We start from the raw sequence: 12,163 nt of genomic DNA on the forward strand, positions 1-12,163 counted from the left end.
GAGTTATGAAAAAGTGTGAATGATAAACGTAATTTTTTGTAAATTTCATAACGAATGCTATAATCAGCATCTTTATAAAATAATTTATATTCCGACAGAATAATGCTGCTTAGGGTTCACTTTTAGCATGGTAACATTACATCTTGCTCAGCTCACATTTACACATGCTCAGCCCTCATATACAGCCCTTGACTGTATTCCAGCTATGCAGCGTAGACGGTTATCACCATTAGCTAAACTTGCTTTAAATAGTGCGCTTGGCGCATTAAATGGTAGTAAAGTCGATTATATAGTTTGGGTATCACGATATGGTGACGAGTCTAAAACGTTGAATATCTTGCAAGATGTTTTAAGTGAGCAAACTCCATCACCTACACAATTTTCAACGTCTGTTCATAATGCAATTTCTGGGCTTTATTCTATTTTATGTCAGGATGACACTCCATCTACCAGCTTAAGCTGTTCATGGACTGAAAGTTTGATTGAGGCCTATGCTCTTTTAAAGTCAATGAAAGATATCCATCGGGTATTAGTCGTTGCCTATGATGAGCCATTACCCAATATTTATGCTGAAGCAGTCGATTTCCCTACCTATGCGATGGCTGCTGTCGTTACTTTAGAGCAACCTAATTTACAAATTACTGCGTGGATGCATACAGATGAAGCAGATGCTCCTGCTTTTGCTCATTTTTGGCAGGATGCTGACCAGTTAATATCTGCATTTGGGTGGAACAAATGCTAAATCTTAAAAATCTGAAACAAAAGGGTAATTATTGTTGGCGTGTAGCTGCAACTGGTTTTAGTTTTGCCAGTTTCGGGCTGGGTGGTATGGCAATTGCCACCGTCATTGCACCTGTGCTGAATGCCACAACCTCTGATTCTGAAAAGCGCCAGCAGCGTGCGCAGAATGTGATTAAGTATAGCTTTAAAGGCTTTACCGAAATGATGGTCAAACTGGGCATCATGACTTATTCGGTTGAAGGTTTGGAAAAGCTACAGAATAGTCGCCAAGAGCTAGTCATTGCCAATCATCCGAGTTTGATTGATGTTGTAGTACTAATTGGTATGATGCAGCAGGCTAATTGTGTGGTGAAGCAGTCTCTTTGGTCGAACCCCTTTACTAAAGGACCTGTACAAAGCGCGGGTTATATTTTGAACGCAGGCTCTCAGCAATTTGTTGAAGACTGTGTGACGCGTTTGAAAGAAAATAATGCGGCTTCTCTTTTAATTTTTCCGGAAGGAACGCGTACTGAAAAAGGGATGACCCTAAACGAATTTCAGCGCGGTGCAGCCAACATTGCCATTCGTGCAAATGTACCAATTCGCCCAGTAATTATTACCTGTACACCATCGACATTAACCAAGAATGAAAAATGGTACCACGTACCATCTCGACCATTTCATATCGAAGTGAAAGTACTCGATACTGTACAAGTTTCAGATTTGTTAGATGATTTAACAGTAGGACCTAAACAAGTTCGTCAGTTAAGTCGTAGTTTTTATAAAATTTTTGATGAAGAGTTATCTTGAAATGAGCAATCTTGCTGATGAACTAAAGCAAATGATTATTGATGTTTTGGCACTAGAAGATATCACTATTGCGGATATTGATACAGAAGCTCCATTATTTGGAGAAGGTTTAGGATTAGACTCGATTGATGCACTGGAGTTGGGACTGGCTTTGAAAAAGCGTTACAACATTCATTTAAATGCGGAGTCGGATGAAACCAAACAGCATTTTAAATCAATCCAAAGTTTAGTTGCTTTAGTTGAAGCACAGCAGAAGTCATAAGGAGTGTGATGATGTTATCTCAAGAGCAAGTATTAACTAAACTCCGCGAATGGATGGAAGATTTGTTTGAAATTGAACCGGAGTCTGTTCAACTCGATTCAAACTTATATTCAGATCTTGATGTAGACAGTATTGATGCAGTTGATTTAGTTGTAAAAATTAAAGAGTTAACGGGTAAGCAAGTAAAACCTGAAGATTTTAAAAATGTGCGAACCGTACTTGATGTTGTGACGGTTATTCGGAATATGACTGCTGAATGAAGCTCGTGATTAAAGGGATGATTACAGCACTTTTTGTGTTGTATCCCTTTATTGTGGGTTGGAGTTTGACGCACGGTCAATTTGTTTGGGTGAGTGTGTTACTCATCGGATTAGGTGTGGTCAGACTTTTTAGTAAAGGCAACTCATTATTATGGCCCTTAACTGGTTTTGCCATTGTTTGTGGCAGTCTTAGCTTGCTGTCACATAATCATGCTTGGTTAAAGTTATATCCGGTTGGCATGAGTTTGGGTGCATTGGTGATTTTTGCACTGACACTGATAAAACCACCGTCTATGATTGAACGTTTTGCCCGACTCGTTGAACCTGATTTACCTCCTTCTGGTGTGCAGTGGACCAGACAGGTGACTAAGGTATGGTGCATTTTCTTTTTCTGTAATGCATTGATTGCTTTAAGCACCGTACTTTTTACATCGACTCAGGTTTGGGTCATTTATAATGGCTTTATTTCGTATGTACTAATGGGCATTTTGTTCGTTGGTGAATTTATTTTGCGTAAGCGACATCAGCGTTTACATTCTACAAATCATTAATTAAAAATTATGCACTGTCATTTTCAAAAATTCATCGATTCAGCTCATCCACTTTGTATAGATGCTGCTCTACATTCGACTAGTTTTACTCAATTTTGGCAGGATGTTGCCTTACAAGCTGCTGCAATTGCTCAAATGGAAAATTTAACTTGGGCATTATGGGAAGCAGACAGCTATGAATTTCTGGTTTTATTTTTTGCCGCTTTGTTAGCAGAAAAACAGGTACTTTTACCACCAAATCGAGTACGCGAATTAGAACAAGATTTCGCAGCGCAGCAGATTTATTTTTTAAAGCGTCAAGATGTTGAAAAAGTTGTTCCTTTATCTTTAACCTTAGATGATGCTTTTCTAGAGCAGGCGCAACTCTATTTTTATACATCAGGTTCAACTGGTGAACCTAAAAAAATCCCAAGAACACTCAAACAATTACTCAACGAAGTTCAAGGGTTGAGTCAAAGCTTTAGTTTTGATGAACATGCAATCGCGATTGCAACGGTCAGTCATCAACATATTTATGGGCTACTGTTTAAATTATTGCTACCACTAGCAGCGGGTCGAAGTTTTTATGCTCCTCAAATGGCATTTCCTGAAGATGTAGTACAGGCTCAAAAACAATTAGAAAAATTGGGATTAAGCAATTATTTGATTTCAAGTCCGGCATTATTAAAACGCTGGACCACAGATGTCGTTTTGCAACACTGTCAAATGGTCTTTAGTTCGGGTGGCAAGCTAGAAAGTGGTGTTCGCCCTTTTTTAAACCGTCCGATTATTGAAGTTTTGGGAAGTTCTGAAACAGGTGGTATTGCCCATCGTGTTCAAGATGAGGATGCTTGGACTGCTTTTAGCAATGTGGCTATTCGTATTGAAGACCAACAGCTCATGGTGAAGAGTAATCATGCCTTTGAGGATGATTGGATTACCACAGGTGATGGTGCAGCATGGTCAGATGCAAAGTGTCAGACTTTTAAGCTGATGGGGCGTACAGATCGAATTATTAAACTTGAAGAAAAGCGCCTGAGCCTAGATGCGATCGAGCAAAGCATTCAAGCTTTAGATGCAGTACAGCAATGTCATGTACTGGTACTTGAACATGAGCATCGTCAAATATTGGGATGTATTGTTGTTTTAAAAGAAGATGTACGGGAACAGTTACAGCAAATAGGTAAGTCGGCTTTTGTTGGTCATTTAAAACTACAGTTGAAAGACAACTTGGAAACGATCGCGATTCCACGTCAATGGCGTTTCCTAAGTCAGCTACCGCAAAACTCGCAGTCTAAACTCAATAAAAGCTATTTGCAGACTCTATTTAAGCCTATGTTACAACCTGTGGTTTTGTCGCAGTCTCAAAGTTCAGATGACTATATTCTTAGCCTTGAGTTTCCAACAGAATTAGCTTGTTTTAAAGGGCATTTCCCGACACAACCTATTTATCCTGGGGTTGGGCAAATAGGTTTTTTACAACATTTTGCTAAATCAATTTGGTCGGACTTAAATTGGTGTCAGGGTTATGAACAGCTAAAATTTCAAAATCTGATCCGTCCTTATGCAATTGTACAACTTAAGCTTTCTCGAAAAGAGCATAAAGTGAGTTTTGAGCTACGCGATTCAGAACAGATTCTGGCTTCTGGGCGTTTATTATTCGCTTTGCAAACGGGAGTAGAGGGTTAAAAATGCAGACCAACTATGGCTTTGTTATCCCAGTTTATAACCATCCCTATTATTTAGCTGATTTGATTGCCTATCTTGATCGCTTTCATTTGCCGATTGTATTGGTAAATGATGGAAGTGATGATGCTTGTAGCCAGATTTTACGGGCATTGGCCGATCAATATTCCCAAATTCATTTAATTGAACATGAAGTGAATAAGGGCAAAGGGCAAGCTGTGATTACAGGATTGCATGCTGCACATGAGTTGGGTTTAAGCCATGCCTTACAACTTGATTCCGATGGGCAACACCACTGGGATGACATTCCTAAATTTATTGAGCAGTCCAAGCAACATCCCAAAGCCATGGTAATTGGTCAGCCGTACTTTGATGAATCTATTCCTAAAAAACGGTTGTACGGACGTTACATTACCCATTTTTGGGTATGGCTTAATAGTTTATCTTTTGAAATTAAAGACAGTATGTGTGGGTTTAGAGTGTATCCACTCGAAAGCACCATTAAAGTTTTGAACAGTGCTAAGTTTCAGCCACGTATGGGCTTTGATAGCGAAATTTTGGTGCGTTTAAAATGGGAAAATACCTCATTTATTAATGTGCCGACACCTGTGGTTTATCCAGAGCAGGGCATCTCCCATTTTCATGCTTGGCGAGATAACTTGGGGCTGAGTAAAGCACACGCAACTTTGTTTATGGGCATGCTGATTCGCTTACCGAAGCTGTTAAAACAAAGGCTGAAAGGTTAATTATGTCAGATTCAGCTTCTCCAAAATGGAATGACATTAAAGAGCGAGGAGGCATGGTGCCCCTCATGCTTATGTTGTGGTTTTACCGTTTTGGTGGACGTTGGTTATGCAAGTTGGTGATGTACTTTGTCATTATGTGGTATTGGCTGTTTGCCGCCACAGCACGACAAGCTTCCTTAATTTATTTACAAAAACTGCATCATTTTGCTGGAACACAGTCTCCCTTTACCCACGAACCAACTTGGGCAAATAGCTATAAGCATTTTATGCAATTTGGTGAATGTATTTTAGATAAGATCGAGGGTTGGCTAGGACATATCTCAGAGCAAAATCTAGAAGTTTTTGGGCATGAAAACTTTTCTCGGCACTACCAAAAAGGGGCGCTGATTGTGGTTTCCCATTTTGGCAATATTGAATTGCTTCGGGCAATTAAGTCAGAACATCCCCAGAAAATTAACGTGCTGGTATACCAAAAGCACGCGACCAAGTTTAATGAGTTTTTGAAAAAGCTAAATGATAAGGCTGATGTTTGCTTATTGCCCGTCGATGAGTTGGGTATTGAAACCGCTATGATTTTACAAGACAAAATGCAACAGGGTGAGTGGGTGATTGTTGCAGCGGATCGTGTACCCGTGCAGTCAGATCGTGTACAGCATGTCGACTTTTTAGGGGAATCAGCAGCCTTTCCACAAGGTGCATGGATCTTGGCAAATTTACTGAAAGTACCTGTTATTGCAGTTTTTTGCTACCGTGTGCAACAACAGTTCCAAGTTCATATTCATTCAATTGCCGAGCAGGTAAATTTGCCGCGTGCTAACCGTATTGAAAGTATGCAAACCATAACTAAAACGTATGTTGCCGTATTAGAACAGCATTGTCTGCGTGCCCCTTATCAATGGTTTAATTTTTATAATTTTTGGACGAAATAACATGCGTGTGTTAACCGTAGGTGAACAGTCACTGAGTATTGAAGATGTCGTTTCGGTCGCAAGAGGCGAATGTCTGGTTGCTTTACCTGAGTCATCTTCATGGCGTGACCTAATTCAAAAAGGTGCTGATTTTCTCGATCAGCTCCTTGAAGAAGAAGGTGTCATTTACGGTGTGACCACGGGTTATGGTGACTCATGTTTAGTTGAAGTGCCATTACATCAGGTTAATGAACTACCACTGCATCTTTCACGGTTTCATGGTTGTGGTTTAGGTGAAAATTTAGATGTGATCACTGCACGTGCAGTAGTGGTGACGCGTTTATGTTCGTTGGCTCGCGGTTATTCAGGTGTGTCTTTGGCATTGCTTGAGCGCTTGGTTTGGTTGCTGAATGAAAATGTGATTCCAGTTATTCCATCTGAAGGTTCGGTGGGGGCAAGCGGTGATTTAACGCCGTTGTCCTACATTGCTGGAACGTTAATCGGGGAGCGTGATGTCTATATTGATGGACAAATTACCCCTGTTGCTCAGGTGTATGCTGAAAAAGGCTTGCAACCATTAACGCTCAGACCCAAAGAAGGTTTGGCGCTTATGAACGGCACTGCGGTGATGACGGCAATTGCTTGTTTAAACTATAAAAAAGCAGAGCAGATTGCACTCGCAAGTACTTTGATTACGGCTCTGAATGTATTGGCACTGGAAGGTAATCCAAGCCATTTTGATGAAGTACTGTTTGCACAAAAACCTCATCCGGGACAGCAACAGATTGCCAAACAATTGCGTGACTGGCTTAACAGTGAAGTACAAACAGCACATCAAAGCCCACGTTTGCAAGATCGTTATTCGTTGCGCTGTGCACCGCATATTATTGGTGTGTTTGAAGATTCAAAAGTATGGTTACGTCAGTTTATTGAAAATGAACTGAATTCAAGTAATGACAATCCATTGATTGATCCTGTAGGCATGCGTGTGTTGCATGGCGGGCATTTTTACGGTGGGCACATTGCACAAGCAATGGATAGCTTAAAAATTATGATTGCCAATATTGCTGACTTGATGGATAGACAGATTGCACAATTGGTCGATCATAAAATGAATCATGGTTTACCACGTAATTTAACGGGCGCAACGACCGAACGTTTACCACTCAATCACGGCTTTAAAGCTGTGCAAATCGGGGTTTCAGCGTGGACTGCTGAAGCTTTAAAAAATACTTTGGCAGCTTCAATTTTTTCACGCTCAACCGAGTGTCATAACCAAGACAAAGTCAGTATGGGAACCATTGCTGCCCGTGATGCGAGCCGTGTGATCACCTTAACCCAACAAGTGGTTGCAGCCCTCTGCTGTGCCAGTGTGCAGGCGATTCATCTGAAAGATTTAACAGCACAGTTAAGTCCAACATTACAGGCATTTATGCAATGGACTTTACAAAGCTTTGCATTTGTCGAAGAAGACCGACCATTACAAACCGAATTACAACAGATTGTTGATCGTTTAGACCAACTTGAATTGTTTAATCAACCAGAATTTATGGGATAAGGTGAGCCAATGCATGCAGATGTAATCATTGAAATTCCATTTCATGATGTCGATACCATGAATGTGGTTTGGCATGGACACTATTTAAAATATTTTGAGATTGCGCGCTGTAAATTGCTCGATCAATTTCATTACAACTATATGCAGATGAAAGAATCAGGCTATGCATGGCCTGTGATTGAAAGCCATGTTCGCTATGCATATGGGATTGAGTTTGAACAAAAGATTCGGGTTCGCGCCATTTTAAAAGAATGGGAAAACCGCTTAAAAATTGATTATTTGATTTTTGATGCTGTGTCAGGAAAGCGTTTAACCAAAGGTTATACCACACAGGTGGCGGTGAATATTGAAGCTCGTGAAATGTGTTTCCAGTCGCCTCAAGTTTTGTTTGATCGTTTGAATGCGTGGTCTGAGTTTCAACCGAAGAGGAATATATGATGACTAAATTCATCAAAACTTTAGGTTTAGGTACTGCTGTTTGGATGGGTAGTTTAAGCGCTGTCTATGCAGCACCGGCACAGATTACTCAAATTTTTCAGCAATTGTCACAGTCTCCTACAGTTCGTGCTGATTTCGAACAGCAAAAAAAACTGCCATCGTTGAATAAAACTTTTGTATCGAACGGCTCTTTGTTGTTTTCAAAATCTTATGGTGTTGCATGGCAAATCAAACGACCTGTGCAAGCAGATTTGATTGTTACCCCAACCAAATTGGTACAGAAAACTCAGCGTACATTTAGCCAAATTCAGGTGGATCAATCACCTTATAGCTCTGTAGCAACCTTATTTTTGCAGTTAATGTCTGGTAATGAACAGGCTTTGGCAAAGAATTTTAATGTGGTAAGTGCAAATTATAGTCCCGCGGGTTGGAGCATGAGCTTAACTCCGAAAAGTAGCCTGTTTAAAAAGCTGTTTGTGCGTGTTGATGCGCAAGGGCAACAGTACGTTAACCAAATTGTGATTACCGAAAAAGCCAATAATTTGACTACCATTCGTTTTAGTCACCAGACTTCTCAACCGACGACTCTAACGGCTGCTGAGCATGCGCTTTTCCAACTGGCAAAATAAGTTCACTGCACTTTGGTTAATTGCTCTGCTGCTCATTGCAGTGGGGCTTGGCATGACTTGGCTGAACAAAGACATTCATATTCAAACCAATATTTTTGCGTTATTGCCTAAAGTTCAGCAAGACCCAGAACTTGCACGTACTCAGCAGTACATGAATGAGCAACTCAACAATAAAGTATTTGTTGTTATAGATGCTAAAGATGAAGCTGCGATACAACAGGCGACAAGTTTTTTAACAGCGCAGGCTAAGCAAAGTCAGTTGTGGCAGCCACTCAAACCACAGCTTGATTTTGATCAATTTGCAAAACAGTTGTATCAACATCGAGCAGGTTTATTGAGTGCTCAAGATCAAGCCTTATTACAAAAGCTGGATTACGAGGCACTGACGGAACAAAGTCTGATGCAGATGATGAGTCCCGGCATGCCTGTCACTGCTGAGTCACTTAAGCAGGACCCGCTATTGTTGTTCCCTCGTTATGCCATGCAGTTGGCGAATCCGTCACAACAAGATATTGAAATGGAGCAGGGCTTTGCGACCATTCACCATGAGCAAGGTATCTCTCGGCTTTTCGTATTACAGTTGACGCAAAGCCCATACAATATTGATTACCAAGAACAGGTATCGAACTGGATTGAGCAAACTAAGCAAAAGTTAGCTGCAATGGGATTAAAATCTCATTGGACTGGAACTATTTTATTTTCAAATTTTGGGACGCAATCAGCTAAACAGGAAATCTCAACCATTGGTGTAGGTTCGACACTGGGCTTAATTTTTCTGGTTTGGTTCGGCTTTCGCTCACTGCGACCTTTGGCGACCGAGTTTATTGCAGTTTCGACTGGAAGCTTTGTGGCATTTGCGGTCACACATTGGGTGTTTGGTGAAATTCACCTGATGACATTAGTGTTTGGTGCAAGTCTGATAGGTGTCTGTGTCGACTTTTCATTTTATTTTATGGCGATGCAATCGCAGCATAGAAAGCTTGGTGGTTTTCAAATTTTAAAACCGCTATTACCAAGTTTGTTTATGGGCTTAATGACCACATTGGTTGCTTACATCTTTTTGAGTTTTACCCCATTTCCTGGGTTCAAGCAGATTGCAGTCTTTTCAATTGTGGGGCTGACTGCGGCTTGGATTAGTAGTGTGTTGTTATTACCACGATTACCTGCTCTAAATGCCCAGCCAGCCATAAAAGCACTGTCGTGGATTGGACAAGCTCGGTTATGGTTTCAACAGCGAGCTAAGATACGTTATGGCTTGATTGCAGCCGTTTTAGCAGTGGGTACGGTGAGTCTTTTCTATCTTAAAAGTAACGATGACATCCGTAACTTACAAGGTATGGATGCCAGTCTGAAACAGCAAGACCAAGCTGTTCGTGAGCAATTTGGCCAGCAACAAAGCAGTGATTATTTTGTAGTACGAGCAGCCTCTGCAAATGAAATGCAGCAACAAGAGCAGCAACTGATTGGGCAATTACAACAGTTGCAAGCAAAAGGAAAAATCAGTGCATTTCAAGCTCTAGGACAATGGGTTCCACCATTGGCAGAGCAGCAAAACAATCTACAACTATTAACAAATATTCCAAAAGCGACTTTGCAGCAATATGCCCAAAGCATGGGGCTAAATGTTAATGATGTTTTACAGTGGCAACAGCAACTGGCAACACAACCACTATTAGATTTTTCGGTATTTAAAGATCATCCTTTAGCTTTTTTACAGCCTCAAGCCAATGAACGATTAGTGATGGTGACAGGGGTGAAACAACCTGAAGTGTTGAAGCAGCTTCAGAATGATCACATACATTTCCAGCAACCCATTACTGCAATGTCGGAAATGTTTGCCGAACATCGAGTGCAGGCTCAGCATCTTCTGATTTATGCCTTAATTGGTCTGGCGGTTGGTTTGGCGCTTATTTATGGACTAAGTTCGATTGTGCCTTTGGTCCTGCCAGTAAGCTTGGCATTACTGAGCACTTTTGCTGTTCAGGCATGGTTAGGTGTCGAGATTAACCTGTTTAGTATTATGGCAACTTTCCTGATTATCGGGATTGGAGTCGACTATGCAATTTTTTACCGACATGGACATGATCACCCGCAAGTGGTTGGAATGGCGTTATTTTTATGTATGATGTCCACCTTACTTGGCTTTGGATTACTTTCATTTAGCCATACTTACGCAATTCATTGTTTTGGTTTAACGGTTTTATTCGGGGTTATTTTCTCGTTTATCTATGCGACTTTATTAACCCCCGCAGATGAAAAACATATCGTGAATTTACAAGACCATTCATAATTTGAATAAATTAAAAAGGAAGTTGTGCTATGAGCACTATAGAAAAAATTGACGTCGTAATTATTGGGGCTGGACCATCAGGTAGTTCTGCTGCGGCACTTCTTCGAAAAAAGGGTTATACCGTTACGGTCATTGAAAAACAGCATTTCCCACGTTTTTCGATTGGTGAGTCATTGTTACCGCAATCCATGGCATTTTTAGAAGAGGCTGGTTTATTAGAAACGGTCCGTGAGCATGTTGAAAAATACGCTTTTCAATTTAAAAATGGGGCAGCTTTTCTACGTGGCAAACAGCGTAGTTTTTATGACTTTACAGAAAAATTTACGGATGGGCCAGGGACTACTTGGCAAGTTCGCCGTGCAGATTTTGATAATTTGCTAGCAAAGCAGGCTCAAGTTTATGGTGCTGATATACGTTTCGGACATGAGGTCTTAGATGTTGATGTTGCATCTGAACAGCCCGTACTTACTGTATTAGATGAAGAACAACAGCGTTATCAGATTCAAACCAAGTTTTTGTTAGATGCGAGTGGTTTTGGGCGGATTTTACCAAAGCTTTTAGATTTAGAGAGCCCATCAAACTTTCCGGTACGTCGTGCACTGTTTACTCATATTGAAGATGGTATTACAGACGACCCTGAGTTTGACCGCAATAAAATCTTAATTACTGTGCACGAAAAAGATCATCGCGCATGGTATTGGCTTATTCCATTTGCAGATGGTCGTGCTTCTTTTGGTGTGGTTGCAGAACAAGATTTTTTTGACAAATACACAGTCGAAAATGCTGAAGATAATGAACCTGAGGCAATGTTTAAGCGTATTCTGGCCGATGAGCCAAGCTTGTCACATGTATTGCGCCGTGCAAAATTTGATACGCCAGTACGCACCTTGGTGGGCTACTCAGCGAATGTAAAACACTTGGCAGGCAACAACTATGCACTATTAGGTAATGCCGGTGAGTTTCTCGATCCCGTCTTTTCATCAGGTGTGACGATCGCTTTAAAATCTTCCAGCTTAGCTGTACCTTTGGTTGAGCGTGTCTTGCAAGGTGAGCAGGTAGACTGGTTGCAAGAATATGAAAAACCATTACGCCGCGGTATTCAGGTGTTTCGTGCCTATGTTGAGTCATGGTATGAAGGCGAGTTTCAAGATGTAGTGTTCTCACAAAATCAGAATGAAGGCATTCGCCGTATGATTTCTTCATTACTGGCTGGTTATGCGTGGGATGAAAAAAATCCAATCCATAAAAATGCCAAACGTAGACTTACTACTTTGGCAGAATATTGTCGTGAGGGCTTGGCACAAGAACAGGCACTTGAGGGGTAAT

The 12,163-nt window shown here is 40.9% G+C and carries 13 protein-coding genes; all 13 read left to right on the top strand.

Features of this window, described 5'->3' with window-relative positions; all coding sequences use genetic code 11:
- Positions 1-127 precede the first annotated feature (127 nt).
- The 13 genes from HL290_RS11375 to HL290_RS11435 are packed head-to-tail and all read left to right on the top strand — an operon-like array spanning position 128 to position 12,162.
- A complete protein-coding gene (locus HL290_RS11375) occupies positions 128-742 on the top strand; it encodes a beta-ketoacyl synthase chain length factor (protein WP_198496508.1) in 615 nt (204 codons plus the stop codon).
- A complete protein-coding gene (locus HL290_RS11380; protein ID WP_198496509.1) occupies positions 727-1,530 on the top strand; it encodes a lysophospholipid acyltransferase family protein in 804 nt (267 codons plus the stop codon). Before HL290_RS11375 ends, HL290_RS11380 begins: the two co-directional genes overlap by 16 nt.
- Position 1,531: 1 nt before the next feature.
- The gene (locus HL290_RS11385) at positions 1,532-1,792 is read left to right on the top strand and encodes a phosphopantetheine-binding protein (protein ID WP_000067033.1); all 261 of its coding nucleotides are present in this window, start codon (positions 1,532-1,534) and stop codon (positions 1,790-1,792) included.
- 5 nt (positions 1,793-1,797) lie between these two features.
- Positions 1,798-2,052 (top strand): acyl carrier protein, encoded by a 255-nt coding sequence (locus HL290_RS11390; protein ID WP_080592314.1) that lies wholly within the window; start codon positions 1,798-1,800, stop codon positions 2,050-2,052.
- The gene (locus HL290_RS11395) at positions 2,049-2,603 is read left to right on the top strand and encodes a septation protein IspZ (RefSeq protein WP_132070878.1); all 555 of its coding nucleotides are present in this window, start codon (positions 2,049-2,051) and stop codon (positions 2,601-2,603) included. The genes HL290_RS11390 and HL290_RS11395 overlap by 4 nt, the downstream gene beginning before the upstream one ends.
- Before the next feature lie 9 nt (positions 2,604-2,612).
- Entirely contained in the window at positions 2,613-4,271 is a 1,659-nt protein-coding gene (locus HL290_RS11400; protein WP_198496510.1) for an AMP-binding protein, read from the top strand.
- Positions 4,272-4,273: 2 nt separating this feature from the next.
- Positions 4,274-5,014, top strand: coding sequence for a glycosyltransferase family 2 protein (locus tag HL290_RS11405; protein ID WP_198496511.1), 741 nt, complete (start codon positions 4,274-4,276; stop codon positions 5,012-5,014).
- Between the two features lie 2 nt (positions 5,015-5,016).
- Complete coding sequence (locus tag HL290_RS11410) at positions 5,017-5,943, top strand: acyltransferase (RefSeq protein WP_198496512.1); 927 nt, start codon at positions 5,017-5,019, stop codon at positions 5,941-5,943.
- 1 nt (position 5,944) lies between these two features.
- Complete coding sequence (locus HL290_RS11415; RefSeq protein WP_004641134.1) at positions 5,945-7,480, top strand: HAL/PAL/TAL family ammonia-lyase; 1,536 nt, start codon at positions 5,945-5,947, stop codon at positions 7,478-7,480.
- Between the two features lie 9 nt (positions 7,481-7,489).
- Positions 7,490-7,918, top strand: coding sequence for an acyl-CoA thioesterase (locus HL290_RS11420; protein WP_198496513.1), 429 nt, complete (start codon positions 7,490-7,492; stop codon positions 7,916-7,918).
- Positions 7,918-8,547 carry a LolA family protein gene (locus tag HL290_RS11425; RefSeq protein ID WP_198496566.1) on the top strand — a complete coding sequence of 210 codons (630 nt, stop codon included), beginning with the start codon at positions 7,918-7,920 and terminating at the stop codon, positions 8,545-8,547. The genes HL290_RS11420 and HL290_RS11425 overlap by 1 nt, the downstream gene beginning before the upstream one ends.
- The gene (locus HL290_RS11430) at positions 8,522-10,837 is read left to right on the top strand and encodes an MMPL family transporter (protein ID WP_265091545.1); all 2,316 of its coding nucleotides are present in this window, start codon (positions 8,522-8,524) and stop codon (positions 10,835-10,837) included. Before HL290_RS11425 ends, HL290_RS11430 begins: the two co-directional genes overlap by 26 nt.
- Before the next feature lie 29 nt (positions 10,838-10,866).
- Positions 10,867-12,162, top strand: coding sequence for an NAD(P)/FAD-dependent oxidoreductase (locus tag HL290_RS11435; protein ID WP_198496514.1), 1,296 nt, complete (start codon positions 10,867-10,869; stop codon positions 12,160-12,162).
- Position 12,163 lies beyond the last annotated feature (1 nt).

Origin of the sequence: Acinetobacter sp. AC1-2, from assembly GCF_016124155.1 — a bacterium.
Taxonomy (GTDB): domain Bacteria; phylum Pseudomonadota; class Gammaproteobacteria; order Pseudomonadales; family Moraxellaceae; genus Acinetobacter; species Acinetobacter calcoaceticus.

What these genes read in the sequence shown, in the direction of transcription:
- HL290_RS11375 (WP_198496508.1), top strand. Translation starts at nt 128, where the DNA reads ATGGTAACATTACATCTTGCTCAGCTCACATTTACACATGCTCAGCCC.
- HL290_RS11385 (WP_000067033.1), top strand. Translation starts at nt 1,532, where the DNA reads ATGAGCAATCTTGCTGATGAACTAAAGCAAATGATTATTGATGTTTTG.
- HL290_RS11395 (WP_132070878.1), top strand. Translation starts at nt 2,049, where the DNA reads ATGAAGCTCGTGATTAAAGGGATGATTACAGCACTTTTTGTGTTGTAT.
- HL290_RS11400 (WP_198496510.1), top strand. Translation starts at nt 2,613, where the DNA reads ATGCACTGTCATTTTCAAAAATTCATCGATTCAGCTCATCCACTTTGT.
- HL290_RS11405 (WP_198496511.1), top strand. Translation starts at nt 4,274, where the DNA reads ATGCAGACCAACTATGGCTTTGTTATCCCAGTTTATAACCATCCCTAT.
- HL290_RS11410 (WP_198496512.1), top strand. Translation starts at nt 5,017, where the DNA reads ATGTCAGATTCAGCTTCTCCAAAATGGAATGACATTAAAGAGCGAGGA.
- HL290_RS11415 (WP_004641134.1), top strand. Translation starts at nt 5,945, where the DNA reads ATGCGTGTGTTAACCGTAGGTGAACAGTCACTGAGTATTGAAGATGTC.
- HL290_RS11420 (WP_198496513.1), top strand. Translation starts at nt 7,490, where the DNA reads ATGCATGCAGATGTAATCATTGAAATTCCATTTCATGATGTCGATACC.
- HL290_RS11425 (WP_198496566.1), top strand. Translation starts at nt 7,918, where the DNA reads ATGACTAAATTCATCAAAACTTTAGGTTTAGGTACTGCTGTTTGGATG.
- HL290_RS11430 (WP_265091545.1), top strand. Translation starts at nt 8,522, where the DNA reads ATGCGCTTTTCCAACTGGCAAAATAAGTTCACTGCACTTTGGTTAATT.
- HL290_RS11435 (WP_198496514.1), top strand. Translation starts at nt 10,867, where the DNA reads ATGAGCACTATAGAAAAAATTGACGTCGTAATTATTGGGGCTGGACCA.